This window comes from Streptococcus sp. 1643, from assembly GCF_006228325.1.
Lineage (GTDB): Bacteria > Bacillota > Bacilli > Lactobacillales > Streptococcaceae > Streptococcus.
Genome location: NZ_CP040231.1, coordinates 547,176 through 564,732, shown reverse-complemented (window position 1 = coordinate 564,732; position 17,557 = coordinate 547,176). Strand labels below are relative to the sequence as shown.

At 42.2% G+C, this 17,557-nt stretch carries 16 protein-coding genes; 1 reads left to right on the top strand and 15 read right to left on the bottom strand.

Features of this window, described 5'->3' with window-relative positions; all coding sequences use genetic code 11:
- Positions 1 to 20 precede the first annotated feature (20 nt).
- From FD735_RS03110 to FD735_RS03070, 9 genes are all read right to left on the bottom strand, one after another.
- Entirely contained in the window at positions 21 to 524 is a 504-nt protein-coding gene (locus FD735_RS03110; protein ID WP_061427752.1) for a GNAT family N-acetyltransferase, read from the bottom strand.
- A complete protein-coding gene (locus FD735_RS03105) occupies positions 521 to 988 on the bottom strand; it encodes a GNAT family N-acetyltransferase (protein WP_139658444.1) in 468 nt (155 codons plus the stop codon). The genes FD735_RS03110 and FD735_RS03105 overlap by 4 nt, the downstream gene beginning before the upstream one ends.
- Positions 989 to 997: 9 nt before the next feature.
- The gene (gene murC / locus FD735_RS03100; protein ID WP_125389093.1) at positions 998 to 2,332 is read right to left on the bottom strand and encodes a UDP-N-acetylmuramate--L-alanine ligase; all 1,335 of its coding nucleotides are present in this window, start codon (positions 2,330 to 2,332) and stop codon (positions 998 to 1,000) included.
- Between the two features lie 10 nt (positions 2,333 to 2,342).
- Positions 2,343 to 2,954: a cystathionine gamma-synthase gene (locus tag FD735_RS03095; protein WP_125389092.1), complete on the bottom strand. Its 612-nt coding sequence runs from the start codon at positions 2,952 to 2,954 to the stop codon at positions 2,343 to 2,345.
- A gap of 47 nt (positions 2,955 to 3,001) precedes the next feature.
- Positions 3,002 to 6,097 carry a DEAD/DEAH box helicase gene (locus FD735_RS03090; RefSeq protein WP_139658443.1) on the bottom strand — a complete coding sequence of 1,032 codons (3,096 nt, stop codon included), beginning with the start codon at positions 6,095 to 6,097 and terminating at the stop codon, positions 3,002 to 3,004.
- Between the two features lie 92 nt (positions 6,098 to 6,189).
- Positions 6,190 to 7,356, bottom strand: coding sequence for a MalY/PatB family protein (locus FD735_RS03085; RefSeq protein ID WP_000521334.1), 1,167 nt, complete (start codon positions 7,354 to 7,356; stop codon positions 6,190 to 6,192).
- A gap of 7 nt (positions 7,357 to 7,363) precedes the next feature.
- Entirely contained in the window at positions 7,364 to 8,458 is a 1,095-nt protein-coding gene (locus FD735_RS03080) for a cystathionine gamma-synthase (RefSeq protein WP_000031946.1), read from the bottom strand.
- Positions 8,459 to 8,603: 145 nt separating this feature from the next.
- Positions 8,604 to 10,562, bottom strand: a complete 1,959-nt coding sequence (locus tag FD735_RS03075; RefSeq protein ID WP_044020476.1) for a peptide ABC transporter substrate-binding protein — start codon at positions 10,560 to 10,562, stop codon at positions 8,604 to 8,606.
- 202 nt (positions 10,563 to 10,764) lie between these two features.
- Positions 10,765 to 12,387: a polysaccharide biosynthesis protein gene (locus FD735_RS03070; RefSeq protein ID WP_000064205.1), complete on the bottom strand. Its 1,623-nt coding sequence runs from the start codon at positions 12,385 to 12,387 to the stop codon at positions 10,765 to 10,767.
- A 105-nt stretch (positions 12,388 to 12,492) separates the two neighbouring features.
- Between FD735_RS03070 and FD735_RS03065 the strand changes: the two genes are divergently transcribed.
- Positions 12,493 to 13,938, top strand: coding sequence for a UDP-N-acetylmuramoyl-L-alanyl-D-glutamate--L-lysine ligase (locus FD735_RS03065; protein ID WP_139658442.1), 1,446 nt, complete (start codon positions 12,493 to 12,495; stop codon positions 13,936 to 13,938).
- A gap of 31 nt (positions 13,939 to 13,969) precedes the next feature.
- Here FD735_RS03065 and FD735_RS03060 read toward each other — a convergent pair whose 3' ends face one another.
- The 6 genes from FD735_RS03060 to FD735_RS03035 form a co-directional block, all read right to left on the bottom strand.
- Positions 13,970 to 14,170, bottom strand: a complete 201-nt coding sequence (locus tag FD735_RS03060) for a CsbD family protein (protein WP_000051179.1) — start codon at positions 14,168 to 14,170, stop codon at positions 13,970 to 13,972.
- A 101-nt stretch (positions 14,171 to 14,271) separates the two neighbouring features.
- Positions 14,272 to 14,922 (bottom strand): DUF1803 domain-containing protein, encoded by a 651-nt coding sequence (locus FD735_RS03055; RefSeq protein ID WP_139658441.1) that lies wholly within the window; start codon positions 14,920 to 14,922, stop codon positions 14,272 to 14,274.
- Complete coding sequence (locus tag FD735_RS03050) at positions 14,906 to 15,418, bottom strand: YiiX/YebB-like N1pC/P60 family cysteine hydrolase (RefSeq protein WP_139658440.1); 513 nt, start codon at positions 15,416 to 15,418, stop codon at positions 14,906 to 14,908. The genes FD735_RS03055 and FD735_RS03050 overlap by 17 nt, the downstream gene beginning before the upstream one ends.
- Before the next feature lie 85 nt (positions 15,419 to 15,503).
- A complete protein-coding gene (locus tag FD735_RS03045) occupies positions 15,504 to 16,439 on the bottom strand; it encodes a manganese-dependent inorganic pyrophosphatase (protein ID WP_139658439.1) in 936 nt (311 codons plus the stop codon).
- Positions 16,440 to 16,524: 85 nt separating this feature from the next.
- Positions 16,525 to 16,809 carry a GIY-YIG nuclease family protein gene (locus tag FD735_RS03040; RefSeq protein ID WP_139658438.1) on the bottom strand — a complete coding sequence of 95 codons (285 nt, stop codon included), beginning with the start codon at positions 16,807 to 16,809 and terminating at the stop codon, positions 16,525 to 16,527.
- Positions 16,799 to 17,548, bottom strand: coding sequence for a tRNA1(Val) (adenine(37)-N6)-methyltransferase (locus FD735_RS03035; protein ID WP_139658437.1), 750 nt, complete (start codon positions 17,546 to 17,548; stop codon positions 16,799 to 16,801). Before FD735_RS03035 ends, FD735_RS03040 begins: the two co-directional genes overlap by 11 nt.
- Positions 17,549 to 17,557: the final 9 nt, after the last annotated feature.

The following is a 17,557-nucleotide window of genomic DNA, read 5'->3' as shown; positions in this document are numbered from 1 at the left end:
CCAACTAGGGCATTCCCTAGCTAGTTTTCTTTATTTTCAGGCTGCCAGACCATATCATACCATGTTTCCCCAGCAAAGCTTGACTGAGATATTCCTTCATTAACAAAGCCATGTTTTTCATAATAGGCGATAAGGTAGTCATGACATGTCAGATTAATACCCTCTCGTTCATGTTCTAAAGCGACTTCTTTCAGAGCCTTTAATAGTCTTTTCCCCACTCCCAAAGCTTGTGCTTCCTTGGCAATAGATAGGCAAGTCACAGAAATATAACCTCCAGGTTGATGACTATAGTCTTTTATTTTTTCTGTAAAGGACTGATCATGTAGATGGCGGTGCGGAACGACTGGACCTTCGATATAACCAAGAATACGCCCCTCTTTTTCAGCTACCAGAAAACTGGTCTGAATTTCCCGCAAATGGGCCTCAAAGACGGAACGAGGAATGGCTTCCTCAAGGGAGAAATTCTCTAACTCTATCTCTATAATCCGATCTAAATCTGAAAATCTTGCTTGTCTGATTTTCATATTTCCTCCTGATAAAAAGGATTAGCCCAAATCAGATACCACTCAGAACCACTGCCATAATGACTCTCTATCACTTCTTCTTCAACAAAGCCATTCATTTCAAAATATGATAGCAGCTCATCAGGACTCTGCAAAAGAATACCTTGATAATCTAGTTCGACTGTCACCTGTTTCAAGGCCACAAGAAGAAGAGTTCCCAGCCCCTGTCCCCAATGGTCAGGATGAATGGTCATGGATTTTATTTCTATCCATTTGGGATGAAGATACTGAGCTTCTCCTAAAACATAGCCCAAAAGCTGATTTTCATCCCCAGCTACAAGAAAGGTACCCGCAGTCTTGCGGATACTCTCTTCTAAGGATTGGCGGCTAAATGCCTCTTCTAACGAAGGATTGGCTTCTTCAATCGCCAACATTTCTTCTAAATCTGATAAGGTAGCTTGCCTTATTGTGATTGGAATTTCCATCTGTTTTCCTTATTGGACGTTGCTTGTCAAGTTAGACAAAAGACGTTCAAATGAATATTCATAGGTTTGGATGTCTCCTGCACCCATAAAGACGTAAACAGCATTATCATGGTCTAGGAGTGGAGAAACATTTTCAACAGTGATAACCTGGTGTTTCTTGTTGATTTTATTGGCTAAGTCTTCTACCTTAACATCACCATGGTCCACTTCACGCGCAGATCCATAGATTTGTGCTAGGTAAACAGCATCTGCTTGATTTAGAGCATGAGCAAATTCGTCCAACAAAGCAATGGTTCTAGTAAAAGTATGCGGTTGGAAGATTGCGACGATTTCCTTGCTTGGGTATTTTTGACGAGCAGCATCCAAGGTTGCAATGATTTCTGTTGGATGGTGGGCAAAATCATCGATAATCACCGTGTCATTGACAATTTTCTCAGTGAAACGACGCTTAACACCAGCAAATGTTTTCAGGTGTTCACGCACCAAGTTCAAATCAAATCCTGCTGTGTAAAGCAATCCAATCACTGCTGTCGCATTCATAATATTGTGACGACCAAAGGTTGGGATGTGGAATTGTCCCAACTCTTGTCCACGGAAGTGAACTGTGAAGGTTGAACCAGTCGTAGAACGAAGGAGATCGCTAGCTACAAAGTCATTGCCTTCTGCTTCAAAACCATAATAGTAGATTGGTGCATCAGACGTAATTTTACGCAATTCTGCATCTTCACCGTAGACAAAAAGACCCTTGGTAATTTGTTTAGCATAGTCGTTAAAGGCATTGAAAACATCCTCTAGACTTGTGAAGTAGTCTGGATGGTCAAAGTCAATGTTGGTGATGATAGAGTATTCTGGGTGGTAAGGCATGAAATGGCGCTCATATTCGTCTGACTCAAAGACAAAATATTTGGCATTGGCTGAGCCGCGACCTGTCCCGTCACCAATCAAGAAGCTGGTGTCTGTGATGTGAGACAAGACGTGTGACAGCATACCTGTTGTTGAAGTTTTTCCATGTGCTCCTGCCACTCCCATGCTGACAAAGTCGCGCATAAAGCTACCTAAGAATTCGTGGTAACGTTTGTAGCTGATACCATTTTGATCTGCATAGGCGATTTCAACGTTGTTATCTGGACGGAAAGCATTCCCCGCGATAATCTCCACATCACCTTGTAGGTTCTTTTCATCAAAAGGAAGAATCGCAATCCCTGCCTGCTCTAGTCCACGTTGAGTAAAGTAGTATTTTTCAACGTCTGAACCTTGAACCTTGTGTCCCATTTGGTGCAACATCAAGGCTAGGGCACTCATCCCTGATCCCTTGATTCCAATAAAATGATATGTTTTTGACATGCTTTTCCCCCTACTCAGTAATTCTTGTCAGATTCAACTCTTGGGCAACCTGACGTTCCTGTTCTGTTTGCTTATTCTTTTTATTATAGATCTGACTCTTCTTTAGAAAATCATAGTTGTTCTTTTTAGCTTTTTCCATTTGGGTTTTCGGAGTTGGATTCGCCACTTGGCCAACCTCCTCAGCTAAGATATAGTGAGACTGGCTCAAGTTTTTACTAAATTTGGCAAACTCACCTGGATTTTCCTTTTGAAATGGCGCTGTTGGTTGGTTTCCTTGACGAACAAGTGTTGAACCATTGTGTCGTCTAGTATGACTAACATCTTGAGTCAAATACTTGGCTGAGCGTTTCTTCTTCAAGTCCGCACGCGCCTCTTCTCGAGCCAATTCAGCATACGTTTTTTCAACTTTTTTAGGTTCTGGGCTTGACTTTGACTCCTTAGTAACCACTGGAGAAACTACGGTTTCTTCCTCATTGATAGGAGACCATTCCAAATAGTTCTTATCGCGGTAATCACCTTTGATATTGCTAATAAAGTCTGACTCATCGTACAAGTCCATGACTGGCATTTTGGTCAGCATGATCTCATCATCTGACACCAATGGAAATCGATCTTGTTTCATTTTGTATTTCCTTTCAACACTTCATTATAGCGTATTGTCTTGATTTTTCAAGTGCTGGCTTCAGAAATTCCCAAAATTTCACGAATTTCTGCCAGACTGAGACTCGCACGCGACTCCGTACCATCTAAAACTTGGGAAACCAAATGTTTCTTTTGTTCTTGAAGTTCTTGGATTTTTTCTTCAATGGTTCCTTTGGTAATCAAACGATAGACCTCGACCATCTGCTCCTGCCCCATGCGGTGGGCTCGTCCGATAGCCTGGGCTTCGACAGCGGGATTCCACCAAAGGTCAACCAAAATAACCGTATCAGCTCCCGTTAGATTGAGACCAACACCACCCGCCTTCAGAGAGATGAGAAAGGCGTCTCTTTCTCCCTGATTAAATGCCTTGGTCATCTCTTGTCTGTCTTGAGCAGGAGTTGAGCCTGTGATTTTGAAAGAAGTCAAGCCTAAGTCTGGAAGTTCTTGCTCGATTTTTTCCAACATTCCTTTGAATTGTGAGAAAATCAAGACCCGATGGCCACCATCTGCCACTTGTAGCAATAAATCTCGGAGACTATCGAGTTTACCACTGGCTCCTTGGTAATCGTCCATGAAGAGAGCTGGCGTATCGCAAATCTGGCGCAATCGCATGAGGCCAGATAAGATTTCTACCCGACTTCTCTGGAATTCTTGATCTGTCACTTGCGCTAGGCGGTCTCGCATCTGTTGCAACTGGGCGAGATAGATGGCCTTCTGCTGGTCTTCCAGTTCATTTTTATAGACGACTTCGATCAGGTCAGGTAGTTCTGTAAGGACTTCTTCTTTCTTACGCCTCATGACGAAAGGCTTGATAAACTGCGCGACTCGGTCAGCCGGTAATTTCATAAACTCCTTTTTACTTGGTAAGAGCCCCGGAAGGACAATTTGAAAGATAGACCACAACTCTCCTAAATGGTTTTCGATAGGCGTACCTGACAAAGCAAAAACTGCTGGCACCACAAACTGGCGCAAACTCTGAGCAATCTTGGTCTGGGCATTTTTCATGACCTGGGCTTCATCTAAGAAGAGAAAATCAAAAGCCATCTCTTGATAAAGCTCGCTGTCTTGACGAAAGGTGGCATAGCTAGTCACATAGATTTGGTGATTTTCAGAAAGAATTGCTTCTCGATTCGCTTTCAAACCATGAACGACAGCCAAATCCAATTGTGGGGCAAATTTCCTGAATTCATCTGCCCAATTATAGATCAAACCTGACGGAGCCAAAATCAAGACCCGACTATCTTCTGTCACCTGACTGGTCAAAAAAGCAATAGTTTGCAGTGTTTTTCCCAGTCCCATATCATCGGCTAGGATGCCACCAAAGCCATAGTGATGAAGCATCTGGAGCCAACGGACACCCTTTTCCTGATAGTCTCTCAAACTCGCCTGCACCCGTATATCTCCCAAAGGAAAGTCCTCTGGATGGGTCAAATCATGAGCTAAATGCTGAAATTCTTCCGAGAAGGAGATCCTGTCTCGACCTTCAAACAACTGAGACAAACTGTAAGCTAGGGATTTCCGAGCCTGAAAAGAACCATCTTTTAGCTCAACCCCCAGTTCCTGCAAATTTTGACGAATCTGCTTGGTTTCCTCATCAAAAAAGTACACTTGGTCAGAAGAACTGATATAGAAATCCTGATTGCTGGTCAGGGCTTTAAGAGCTTGATCAATCTCTTCTTGGGCAATCCCTTGGAAATCAAACTGAATCTCCAACAGTCCTCCCTTGGACTCAATCTGAACCTGAGGAGCTTGGATGCTGTAGAGCTGATTCATCTCATCAGACAAGAAAACCTGACCCAACTTCTCAAAAGCTGGAATCGTATGGTGAAAGAAAGAATAAACTGCCTCTGGCTTCAAAGCCTGTCTCCAAGACTGAAAATCAGCCTCAAAACCAGCCCCTAAACAGACTTGAAATAGTTGGTTTTCCAAGACAGCATCGCTTGAAAATGGTAATTGTTCCAGCTGTTGACGACTAGTTACCTTAACATCTCCATAGTCAAACTGAATATTCAAGCGGATGCGGCCGTCATCCTCCCTATCAAAGTAAAAGATTGGTGAAAAGGGTCTGATTTGCAAGCGTTCAGGAGCAGAAACTGTGCCCAGCTGTCCAAACAAAGGCAGACAGGCGGCTAGGCGGTCACGATCACTATTGTCAAACTGGAGGCATTTTCTCCCTCTTTCCTCCTGAGGAAGCTCCTTGATTTCCTTTAGGAGGCTGATTTGTTTAGGATTTAAGAGATAAAGATTCCCCTTACGAAAGAGAACCGCTCCCCCATAGAATACGTTGACTCGCTCACTTTCAGAAATCTCCATCTCAAAATAATCGGGATACTCCTGCACGGAAAAAGAGAAAAGGTTTGCTTCTGGATCTAAATCATGAAAGAGAAGATTTTCATAACTAGTAATCTGGTGTTCGAAATGAAAATCTTCCAAGTTCATCAATAACCCCACTCCCTGCTCAAAAAAGGTCAGAGGGAAAAAGAGGTGACGACCTTGATTGGGGAAAAAGAGCTCTTGACTCAGTCCCTCCTCAATCAAGCCACATAAAAAAGTAAGAACTTCCTGACTAGCTGTATCAAAAGCATCCCAAGACAAGTCATTTTCATAGTGTTTCCCAATCATATATGGCTTTCGATGGACCAAGACCTTCAAAAAGAGAGGGATGTCACGAATGACATAATATTTTTGACTATCAACTAAACCGATTCGAAGAGTCCATAGGAGGCGATTGGTTCCAGCTTCTACCTGGCCTTGAGACGACAAAGTGTAGATTTTTTCTCGCTTCTGAGGTTGGATCCGCTCCAAAAAACTACCACCAAAACTAACCTTGGTTTCGACCTCTTCTTGCTCTTCATGTCCTTTTTCTAAGACTTGTAAAATCACCTGGCCTTCTTCATCAGTCTTCAGATAATGCTCGAGCGCTGCGAGGTGAACACAGTAACCTCTTTTTTGGAAAAAATCGCAAGCACAAAAAACCAGATCATCCTCTAAACTGTAGCGCAAGTCTTCTCCCGCCACACGAGTATAGAGGCGATTCCCTTTTTCCTTGATAATCTCAATGTTGCCTGTTTCATAGAGTGTAACCCCCTCCATGCGCAACTTTCCCGGAATCAATTTAGCCATAGTTACCCCTTTATCTTATCTTTTTATTATACCACATTTTCCCCTACGAAAATAGCCTTCTAGGAAGACTTTTCTCCTAGAAGGCTGGATTTTTAAAGTGTAGCAAAAGTGGTCACGATGCGTTGGCAAACCTCTTCCAGTACTGACTTCGGCATAGCCACATTGAGGCGGGCATGAAGAGTTCCCTCCTCTCCAAAGTCCAAACCTCGGTTCAAGATAACCTTGGCTTCATTCTTCAAAAGCTCTTGCAAGCGGTCATCCGTTAGGTCATAGGCTGAAAAATCAAGCCAAATCAAGTAGGTACCTTGTGGTTTCATGACCTTAATCTTGGTTTCGTTGCCCAAAATATCCACTACATAGTTAATGTGGTCCTCGATGACTTCTTTTAACTCTCCTAACCAGTCCTTACCATAACGGTAGGCAGCTTCTGTCGCCAAATACCCCAAGCCTGAGATTTCATGCTGGTTATTGGCCAACTGGCGTTTTTGGAAAGCCACACGAAGCTTGGGATTTTCAATAACTGCATAGGAATTCTTGGTCCCAGCAATATTAAAGGTCTTAGTGGCACTGCTCAAGATAAGGGCGAAGTCTTTAAAAGCAGGATCAATGGTGTTAAAAGACTGGTGTTTGTGACCAAAGAGGGCCAAATCTTGGTGAATCTCATCTGAAACAAGCAAAACACCGTGTCTTTGGCAGAGATGACCAATCTTTTCTAACACTTCCTTTTCCCAAACACGTCCACCAGGATTGTGGGGATTGCAAAGGATATAAAGCTTCACATCCTCTTCCACCAATTCCTTCTCCAACTGGTCAAAGTCAATCTCAAACAGCCCATCCTTTTCCACCAAAGAATTGGTAATCAATCTGCGATTGTTCAGTTTGACACTGCGGGCAAAAGGAGGATAGACCGGTGTGTTAATCAGAACAGCCTCTCCCTCTTTTGTAAAGGCTTGAATGGCTGTTGAGATGGCTGGTACCACTCCCTCGATAAAGACGAGGGCATCCTTGTCAAAGCGATAGCCGTGTTGACTGGCTTCCCAATCCTGAACCGACTCAATCAAAGCATCGCTAGCATAGGTATAGCCATAGACCAACTGATCTGCGTAGGCTTGTACAGCTTGTCGAACCTCAGGCAAAACCACAAAGTCCATATCTGCTATCCAGGCTGGTAGAACTTCTCGGTCAGCTTCTGCTTCTTTCCATTTATAGGTATGGTGCCCAAAACGATTGGGCAGACTTGTAAAATCATATTTCCCCATATCTGTCTTATCCTTCCAAAGCTTGGCGCAAGTCCGCAATCAAATCTCTAGCATCCTCAATCCCAATGGATAAACGCAAGAGGTCATCTGTTAAGCCATAGGAATGGCGCACTTCTGCTGGAATATCCGCATGAGTCTGAGTTGTCGGATAGGTAATCAGACTCTCTACCCCACCCAAACTTTCTGCAAATGAGAAGACCTTGAGGCTATTTAAAATATGAGGAATACGTTTTTCATCCACTACTTTAAAGGAAATCATACCCCCACGTCCAGTATAGAGCACTTCCTTGACAGCAGGTGAATCCTTCAAAAAAGCAACCACTTCTTGGGCATTGGCTGTAGAACGTTCCATACGAAGAGGTAGAGTTTTAAGACCGCGAATCAACTGATAACTATCAAATGGTGACAAGACCGCACCTGTCGTATTGAGATTATAGAAAAGTTGCTCATATAGTTCTAAACTATTAGTCACAACCACCCCAGCCAAAACATCATTGTGCCCTGCTAAATACTTGGTGGCAGAATGAAGAACGATATCCGCACCATCTTCAATCGGACGTTGGTAAATCGGACTGTAGAAGGTATTGTCCACCACTACCTTGGCACCCTTGGCATGAGCTAGTTTGGCTAGTTTGGCAATATCAAATTCCAACATCAAGGGATTAGTTGGTGTTTCAATATAGAGAACATCCACATCTTTCTCTAACTCAGCAATCAGCTCTTCTTCTGTATTGGCATAGGTAAAATGGAAACGGCCTTCCTGCTCGACTTGGTTGAACCAACGGAAAGAACCCCCATACAGATCACGAACAGCCAAGACTTTACTTCCTACTGGAAAAACACTAAAAGCCAGTACAATCGCAGCCATTCCTGAGCTTGTCGCTAGGGCATAATCTGCTGATTCGATTGCCGCCAAAACCTCCTCCGCCTTACTGCGAGTTGGGTTTTTGGTACGAGTATAGTCAAATCCCGTAGACTGACCGAACTCTGGATGCTGATAAGTGGTTGAAAAATGAAGCGGTGTTACCAAGGCACCTGTAGCCTCATCTGACTTGATCCCAGCCTGGGCCAAAATTGTGTTGATGTGTAGTTCTTTGCTCATACAATACCTCCAAATCTATAGTAACTATTGTACCACTTATTTTTACTAACTCATTTTCTTGTTTTCAAGAGCTAGTTATAGTTTCAAACTATATAAAAACGATAGTTCCTTGAGAAACTATCGTTTTTCCTGTTGAATAGACTGGTTATTTAACGTGTTTTGCCAGTTCTTCTTGGGCTTTTTTATTTGATTCTTCTTTTTCTTTCAGCCATTTTTCTTTAGCTTTTTCATACTCATCAGCCGTTACAGTCTTATCTTGTAACTTGAGATACTTGTATGATTCGACACCCTTATTTCCAGCTTGTGAGAATGGTGATGAGAATGGAACTGTCTTTCTCAAGGTCGGTGTCCCACCCTGAGAAACGTTTGGAATTGCAAGGGCGCTATCAACGAGCCAAGCTTGAATTTCAGCATATTTTTCATAACGTTTTGCTGGATCTTGCTCCTTGTTCGCTTCTTCTAACATTTGAGTGTAAGTATCCAGACCAACTGCCTTAGCCTTGTCATTGACCTCACCTGGTTCTAGACCAAGATTTTGCAACATACCGCCGTTATTGACATTTAGGATATCTAGATAGCTTGATGGATCCAAGTAGTCCGCACTCCAACCGCCATTATAGATATCAAAGTCTTTTTGAGCTGCAGTTTGAGCGAGGTAGCTAGAGTTGTTAAACTCATCTGTTGATATCTGTTGGATATCGATAACCACATTCTCAGCTCCTAGAACAGATTCGATGGATTGTTTCAAAGAACTTGCTTCAAGTACACCTTTTTTAGCTGATTGGTCAACTGATACATCCAAGTGGATTGGGAATTGCACACCCTTAGCTTCCAATTCTTTCTTAGCTTCCGCAAATTTAGCCTTAGCTTTATCAGGATTGTAGTATGGATCTTGCGCGTCCGCAAAGTTGATTCCTTGCCATTCTTGGCCATAGTTGACCATCTTTTCTGAAACAACATCGCCAAAGTCTTTTCCGTTGATACTTACAAATGTTGGAGGTACAACCAAATTACGAATAATCTTCGTTGCTCCGTCCTCCCCTTGAGATTGTGCTCCATAGGCAGTACGGTTATAAGCATAGTTGAAGGCTTGACGGAAGTTTTTATTCAGAACTGCTTCTTGGGTTGATTTCTTTTCGATATCTGAGGACTTAGAAGTGAAGTTATAAGATTTTCTGTCCAAGTTGAAGTTCAAGTAATAAGAAGTTGCATTTTGCATACTATAGATGATGTTATCCTTGTTCTTCTCTTTAATGCCTTCAAAGCTTGAGCTATTTGGATAGAGACGCGCGTAGCTATAGACTCCTTCTACAAAGTTACGTGCTAGTGCATCTTGGTCACTACCATCATAATAGGCCAATTTCACACCATCCACAAAGACATTTTTTTCATCCCAGTAGTTGGGATTTTTCTTGAATTCGATAACAGATTTTGAAACAAAAGATTTCATTAAGAAAGGTCCATTGTACAAAATACTAGAAGGGTCTACCTTACCAAAGTCATCCCCTTTTGATTTTAAGAAATCTGCATTGACAGGGAAGAGAATGGTTGAAGTTGTTTTAGAATTCCAATAAGATTCTGGACGTGTCAAAGTGTACTGAACCGTTTGGTCGTCAATCGCCTTAACACCGACAGTTGAAAAGTCAGTTGTTTTCCCGTTGATATAGTCATCCAAACCTGCTACCGAGTCTTGAACCAGGTACAAGGCTTCGGATTTTTTATCAGCAGCATATTTCAAACCTGTCACAAAGTCTTGGGCCGTTACAGGGGCGTATTCTTCACCCTCATAAGTATACCATTTTGCATCCTTACGCAATTTGTAAGTATAGGTCAAACCGTCCTGAGAAACAGTCCAATCCTCTGCCAACGATGGAACATAGTTACCGTATTGGTCATTTTCCATCAACCCATCCACCAAATTGGTCACGATGTCATTGGTTGTTGCACGGTTTTCTGCAAGATAGTTCAAACTAGATGGATCGCTCGAATAAACATAGTTATATGTTTTAGTAGCGCTACTTGAATTTCCACATGCGCTCAGTAAGATACCTGCGCTTAACACGACACTTGCAAGTGTCAGATACTTGGCCTTAGACTTTTTCATTTCCAGAACCTCCTGTTTAAAAGTTTTGTCTTATTATACAGCTTTAGTTTTATTTAGTCAAGTGATTTCTGAAGAAAAACTTAAAAAAGCATATTTTTTGCTCTTGATTTTAGAAAAAGTTCTCTTTTTTTAAGAAAAATGTAGTATAAAAACCTTTCTGTTAAAGAAAGGTTAAATTTATTACTTTTATTTATAAATCTTTTTACGATATTTTCAATCGTGTACGTAGTCGGTCTGCTTGAGCCTTTCCAATTATCTTGTCCAAGAGTCGTGTCCGTAGGCTCATCAAACCATAGAGACCTCCTCCAAGCCCTCCTATGAGAGCTACGTAAAGGAAACTCCAGAAACGTCCACTTGGCTGGAAGACAAAACCAAGTAGCCACTGCAAGAAGCCAACTAGGATAAACATGACAAGGGTCAAGATGGTAATCAAAATGGTTCGCTTCAAGATTATCTTTCGACGAGCACCCGTTACCTGGCAGATGTCTCGGTACATCAAGACATTTGGAATAATCAAGCCGATAGTCGTTGAAATCAAGGGACCGTAGCTATGGAAAATAGCAATGGTTGGCAATTGCAAGACGATCTTAGCAATGGAACCATAGATGAAGTAAAGAACTGCCTTGCGGTTTCGGAACATAGCCTGAAGCATAGGAGACAAGACCATATACAAGCCTAGGATAGTAGACTGCAAAACTGCAAAGACAAATAAGCCCATGGCCAGACTATCTGGCTTACCGTAAAAGACTGTATAAAGAGGCTCCCCTACCATAACCACTCCAACTGTTGCAGGTAGTAGAAATAAGAAGAGCATGGTAAGGCTATCTTGTACTAGGCGAGCCGCCGCCTGCAAGTCGCCTTTTACATAGTTTTCCGTCAACAGCGGCAAACCAACACTCCCAATTGAAACTCCCACAGAGATTAAAATCATAGTAATTTTATTCGGATTGGCAGAGAAATAAGAAAACATGACAACCAAGTCTTCATTACTGTAGTTGGTAAACCACTTCATACTATTGATAAAGGTCATCTGGTCTAAAATCTGGAAGAGTTGAATGGCTGATCCTGTCAGGATAAAGGGAATGGCTTCCTTGATCGTATCGACTAAGAGTCGCTTACTATTGATTTTATCCCGTGTTTCAAAAACTCTTTTAAGCAAACCTTCTTGAGCAAGGAAGTAGATCAAAACTGCAAAACTTGCCACCATCCCCACAAAGGCTGCAAAGGTTGACTGAGTAACGGCTGATAAGTAGTCACCAGAACCCATCTTCATAATGAAGAAGGTTGCCATTAACATCCAGATAACACGGATCACCTGCTCGGCGATTTGACTCATAGCATAGGGTTTGAGGTTATTCATCCCTTGGAAGAAACCTCGGATGACACTCATAGATGGGAAAATCAAGACTGCCCAAGCTAAGCTCTGCATGATGGGAATCAGGTCTTTCCCCACACCTGACAAATCTGCTAACCAGGGAGAAAAGAGATACAAGACCAAGGCAAAGACTAAGCCCAAGCCCGTCATAAAGCTTAGAAAACTCCGAATCAAGGCAAAGCTATGCTCTTCTTCTCGCATGGTATTGTACTTAGCCACTTGTTTGGCGACCGCAACTGGGATACCCGCTGTCGAAATCAGCAAGAACCAGGCGTAAATATTGTAGCCCATAGTAAAGAGTCCATTTGCCTTGGCAGCATAGGTCCCCATCCAGATATACCAGGGAATAATGTAGATAGCACCAAGGAGGCGACTAATAAAGTTACTAGCTGTTAGCCAAGCAGTTCCTCGCAACATCTGGGCTTGCTGGTGATTGTTTTCGTTAGACATAGCTTCCTCATTCAATTTTGATAACTAGGAAAAGTTCCTTATCTTCCATTATAAACTTTTCCTTGTTACTTGTAAAATTCGGGCTTGAAGTTTATAATAGAAAGTATGATTAAGATTGAAACCGTATTAGATATTTTAAAGAAAGATGGCCTTTTTCGCGAGATTATTGACCAAGGACATTACCACTACAACTACAGTGAAGCTGTTTTTGATAGCATCAGTTATGACAGCCGAAAAGTAAAAGAAGGGACTCTTTTTTTTGCAAAAGGTGCTGCCTTTAAAAAAGAATACCTCCTATCCGCTATAACGCAAGGATTAGCTTGGTATGTCGCAGAAAAGGACTACGAAGTCGGTATCCCCGTCATCATTGTGAACGATATCAAGAAAACCATGAGTTTGATTGCTATGGAATTTTACGGTAATCCACAAGAGAAACTCAAAATTCTCGCTTTCACAGGGACCAAAGGAAAGACAACAGCAGCTTACTTTGCTTACCACATCCTATCTCAACGCTACCCAACAGCTCTCTTGTCAACTATGAACACAACTCTGGATGGCGAGACCTTCTTTAAATCTTCCTTCTCAACGCCTGAAAATATCGATCTTTTCGACATGATGGCTCAGGCTGTTAAGAATGGTCGAACCCATCTTGTAATGGAAGTTTCTAGCCAAGCCTATCTTGTTCATCGAGTCTATGGCCTGACCTTTGATGTAGGTGTCTTTCTTAACATCACACCTGATCACATCGGACCAATTGAGCATCCGACTTTTGAAGACTACTTCTACCACAAACGTCTCTTGATGAAAAATAGCCGAGCAGTTGTCATTAATAGCGACATGGACCACTTTTCTGTATTGAAAGAACAAGTGGAAGATCAAGAACATGACTTCTATGGTAGCCAGTCAAGTAACCAAATCGAGAACTCCAAAGCCTTTAGCTTTTCCGCTACAGGTAAACTAGCTGGTGATTATGATATCCAACTCATCGGTCACTTCAATCAAGAAAATGCAGTTGCTGCAGGACTTGCCTGTCTTCGTCTCGGAGCCAGTCTTGAAGATATCAAAAAAGGAATCGCTGCAACCCGTGTTCCTGGACGTATGGAAGTTCTCACTCAGAAAAATGGAGCCAAGGTCTTCATCGACTATGCCCACAATGGTGACAGTCTGAAAAAACTGATTTCTGTTGTTGAAACCCATCAAACTGGAAAGATTTCTCTGGTTCTCGGTTCGACTGGAAACAAGGGTGAAAGTCGCCGCAAAGACTTTGGCCTCCTCCTCAATCAGCATCCCGAGATTCAAGTCTTTCTCACCGCGGATGACCCCAACTATGAGGATCCAATGGCAATTGCTGAAGAAATCAGCAGCTATATCAGTCATCCTGTTGAAAAGATTGCCGATCGTGAACAAGCCATCAAGGCGGCGATGGCCATCACAAATCAAGAACTCGATGCCGTGATTATTGCTGGTAAGGGAGCTGATTGTTACCAGATCGTCCAAGGAAAGAAAGAAGACTATCCTGGAGATGCGGCTATCGCAGAACGTTATCTATAAAAAAATCAAGGGAAACATTCCCTTGATTTTTTTAGTCTTCTTTCTTAAATGAATTTTTAAGACCTTCAACGGCACCTTCTACAGCACCTTTAGCATCTTCAACAACTTCTTTTGCTTTCGCAACTGTTTTTTCTACAGTGCCTTCTGCTTCTGTCTTGCTATCGCCAGTAACTTTACCAAATCCTTCTTTGATAGCACCAGTTGCTTGGTCCAATTTATTTTCAAGTGACATAGCTCTGTCTCCTTTGCTTTTAATACGATAAACGTTATCGCTTACATTCAGTTTATGCTTATTCTTTAGTAAAGTCAAACAATCTGCTCAAAATGAAGCAATTAAAGTAAATAGAAAATCAACCGTTCCTTGTCGAAATCAACAGCCAACTCATACTTCCCTTCTTCATTTTGCACAACATAGCCTAAAACGACTAGACTCTCAACGAAGATATCACGGCGTTTCTGTATCAGCTGATCCTTTTTGAGGAATTTCAGTAAAAAAGTCGTCATATATTTGAGAGCATACTCAGGATTAACATCTCCTAAAATATCATAGAGTTTCTGCTGTTTTTGTGTCAAAGGATATTGATTCCTGACCTTGTAGAAATAGTTGGATAGGGTCATCTTTTCTCTTGCAAAGTCCGTAGATTCGACTAAAACGGCGGCATTGGTTTGATTGCGCAATTCTGTCTCAAAAGTCTGCTCCAACAGAGCATGATAAACTGGACTATCCTCTCTGACAAAAATCTCTTGGTCAAGGGCTAAATTATCCGTAGATTCTAAAAAAGGGAGATTAAGGGAATATCGTTTGTTTTCCCTTCGGATCAAACCGGCCTTAATATACTCTTCCATGAGTTTATCAACTGCTACATCTGGAAACTGAGCCTTGATTTCTCGTAGGATCACATCATCATGCTGGTCCAGATAGTCCACCAAATCTATAAAAAATGGCTGTCGAGTCAAACGAGATGGGTTAAAAATCTGAATCATGAAGATTCCTTTCTTTACATTCTAAAAGAGGTGATGCTGCTAGTTGACTAGGATTGGTCCCTGGTTGATTCAGAGGCACAGGAAGTTCGAGTTTCCTGTAATATTCTCTCCAAAAATCACTAATCTCCTGCTCCCCATCACCAAATTTCATCGATACGCTCTCAAAAATCGGTAGGATTTCAGCGATGTACTGGGAGCAGTAAAAGCCAGAACCATCTGGATAAAACGAGCTATTATAGGGTGCACCTAAATGTTTGCTAGCTCTCTCCTTTACCAAGTCAGCTTCCAGCTCTGGGTAGACATAAAGATCGTAGAGATGAGTCGGTTCAAAAAATTCTACTGGTTCTTGACAAATAACACCTGTTTGCCCACTAGCATGGTAGACGAAACCGTCCAAAAAGATTGCTACATGACTATAGTTCCCAGTAGAAGCCTGGATGGCCTGCCCCATATCTGAAAGGTCCTTCACAAAAATCAAATCACCATTTTCTAACATCTTTCTCTCCTAGAAAAAAAGGAGCCGAAACTCCCTTCAATATATGAAAACGAACGTTTTCTATTTTGAAATAACACCCAAAATCTTAAGCATTAAAGCTCTCAGTCAACTGAGGCACCACTTGTTTCTTACGTGAAACAGCACCTGGAAGGAAAGCATGGTTGTCTTCAAGTTTAAAGTTGAAGGCAGCTTCGACCTTGTCCATGTTTGATCCAAGAGCAAGGATTTCTGAGTTTGAGTTGACGATGTCTGTAATCATCAAGACAAAGTCAGAGTAGCCATTTGCTGTATTGGCAGCTTGCATTGCAGCTTCAATTTCAGCTTGGCGTTCCAAGACTTCAGCAATATCAACTGTGTTTACTTGGGCAACACGGACCTTATTTCCGTTGAGTTCAAAGGTCTTAGCATCGATATCAATCAATTCCTCAGCAGATTTGCTAGCCAAGTTGGTACCAGCCTTGAGCATAGCAAGCCCATACTCTTCCAAGTTGACGCCTGCTAATTCTGCCAATTCAGGAGCAATGACTTTATCAGATGGGTGTGTTGTTGGTGATTTCAAAAGGAGGGTATCTGAAATCAAACCTGAAAGCATCAAACCTGCGATTTCTTTGGGAACTGCTACACCGTGTTCTTTGAACATACGATAAACGATTGAAGATGCAGAACCAACTGGTTCCAAACGCATGTAAAGCGGACTTGCAGTTTCAAAGTTAGCCACACGGTGGTGATCCACTACTCCGTATACTTCTACTTCAGCGATATCTGATACAGATTGTTGGAATTCATTGTGGTCAGTCAGGATAACTTGCTCTGCGCCTTCTGCTTTAGCAGAAGTGATAACACGCGGTGCTTCCACACCAAAATAGTTCAAGACAAAGGCTGTTTCTTCATTTGGAGTTCCAAGGGCAACAGCTTCCGTATCCAAACCGTAAGCTTCTTTTGCAAGGTAGGCAAAGGCTACAGATGACCCGATGGCATCTGAGTCGGGATTTTGGTGACCAAATACTAGAATCTTAGACATGATAATACCTCTTTAAATTTATTCATCTTATTTTAGCACTTTTTTCCTCTTTTGACAAAAGTAAGAGAAGTCAAAGGACTCCTCGTTAGATATCAATATGGTTGACTAGATTATTCTCTTGATTTTCGGATAAAAATCGTTCTTTCTGTGGACGTTTCTTGCGTTTGAGGAGAGCCTCTGCTGACATGGCTTCTTCCTTGCGAGCAAAACCCTCTACATAGATGAGTTTGACTGGCAAGCGAGCTCGAGTATACTTGGCTCCCTTACCACTATTATGAACGGCAAGGCGCCTCTTCACATCCGTTGTATAGCCCGTATAGTAAGACCCGTCGCGGCATTCCACCACGTACATATAGGCTTTATGATCCATAGTAAATCTCTTGAATTTCTGGTGTATAGGAACCATCATCATTGTGAACGATGAGAGGTGGCAAGACCTTAAAGCCACTCGTTGAGCCATCCTTGATAGCTTCAATTAAGAGCATATTGGCCTCCTTCTCACGTTTAGGATAGACAAATTGTAGGCGCTTGGGTGCCAAATTGTGGCGTTTGAGCATATCTAGGATATCCAAGAGCCGATCTGGACGATGAACCATGGCCAAACGGCCATTAGACTTGAGAATACTCTGAGCACTTCGGCAGATTTCATCTAGGTTAGTCGTAATTTCGTGTCTGGCCAGAAGGTAGTGTTCACTCTCGTTGAGATTAGAATGCGGATCCACCTTAAAATAAGGCGGATTGCACAAAATCATATCCACTTTACTTCCCTGAATGTAGGCAGGCATATTTTTCAAATCATCACAGATGACCTGCATCTGCTCTTCCAAGCCGTTCAACTGAACCGAACGCTCTGCCATATCCGCCAAACGCTCCTGAATCTCTACAGATATTATCCGCGCCTGAGTACGTGAACTGGCAAAAAGTCCCACTGCACCATTTCCAGCACAAAAGTCCACAATTAACCCCCGTTTAGGGAAGCGGGGAAAGCGTGATAGAAGAACACTATCCACCGAATAGCTAAACACCTCTCTATTTTGGATGATCTTGATATCTGTCGAAAAGAGCTGATTGATTCGCTCTCCTGGTTTTAATAATTGTTCTTCTTTCATACTTTTATT

Bases quoted from the DNA above. Each gene is read 5' to 3' on its own strand.
- FD735_RS03095 (WP_125389092.1), bottom strand. From the start codon at position 2,954: ATGAAACAAGATCGATTTCCATTGGTGTCAGATGATGAGATCATGCTG.
- FD735_RS03110 (WP_061427752.1), bottom strand. From the start codon at position 524: ATGAAAATCAGACAAGCAAGATTTTCAGATTTAGATCGGATTATAGAG.
- FD735_RS03060 (WP_000051179.1), bottom strand. From the start codon at position 14,170: ATGTCACTTGAAAATAAATTGGACCAAGCAACTGGTGCTATCAAAGAA.
- FD735_RS03055 (WP_139658441.1), bottom strand. From the start codon at position 14,922: ATGATTCAGATTTTTAACCCATCTCGTTTGACTCGACAGCCATTTTTT.
- FD735_RS03040 (WP_139658438.1), bottom strand. From the start codon at position 16,809: ATGGATCATAAAGCCTATATGTACGTGGTGGAATGCCGCGACGGGTCT.
- FD735_RS03075 (WP_044020476.1), bottom strand. From the start codon at position 10,562: ATGAAAAAGTCTAAGGCCAAGTATCTGACACTTGCAAGTGTCGTGTTA.
- murC (WP_125389093.1), bottom strand. From the start codon at position 2,332: ATGTCAAAAACATATCATTTTATTGGAATCAAGGGATCAGGGATGAGT.
- FD735_RS03070 (WP_000064205.1), bottom strand. From the start codon at position 12,387: ATGTCTAACGAAAACAATCACCAGCAAGCCCAGATGTTGCGAGGAACT.
- FD735_RS03045 (WP_139658439.1), bottom strand. From the start codon at position 16,439: ATGTCTAAGATTCTAGTATTTGGTCACCAAAATCCCGACTCAGATGCC.
- FD735_RS03050 (WP_139658440.1), bottom strand. From the start codon at position 15,418: ATGTTAGAAAATGGTGATTTGATTTTTGTGAAGGACCTTTCAGATATG.
- FD735_RS03105 (WP_139658444.1), bottom strand. From the start codon at position 988: ATGGAAATTCCAATCACAATAAGGCAAGCTACCTTATCAGATTTAGAA.
- FD735_RS03035 (WP_139658437.1), bottom strand. From the start codon at position 17,548: ATGAAAGAAGAACAATTATTAAAACCAGGAGAGCGAATCAATCAGCTC.
- FD735_RS03080 (WP_000031946.1), bottom strand. From the start codon at position 8,458: ATGAGCAAAGAACTACACATCAACACAATTTTGGCCCAGGCTGGGATC.
- FD735_RS03085 (WP_000521334.1), bottom strand. From the start codon at position 7,356: ATGGGGAAATATGATTTTACAAGTCTGCCCAATCGTTTTGGGCACCAT.
- FD735_RS03090 (WP_139658443.1), bottom strand. From the start codon at position 6,097: ATGGCTAAATTGATTCCGGGAAAGTTGCGCATGGAGGGGGTTACACTC.
- FD735_RS03065 (WP_139658442.1), top strand. From the start codon at position 12,493: ATGATTAAGATTGAAACCGTATTAGATATTTTAAAGAAAGATGGCCTT.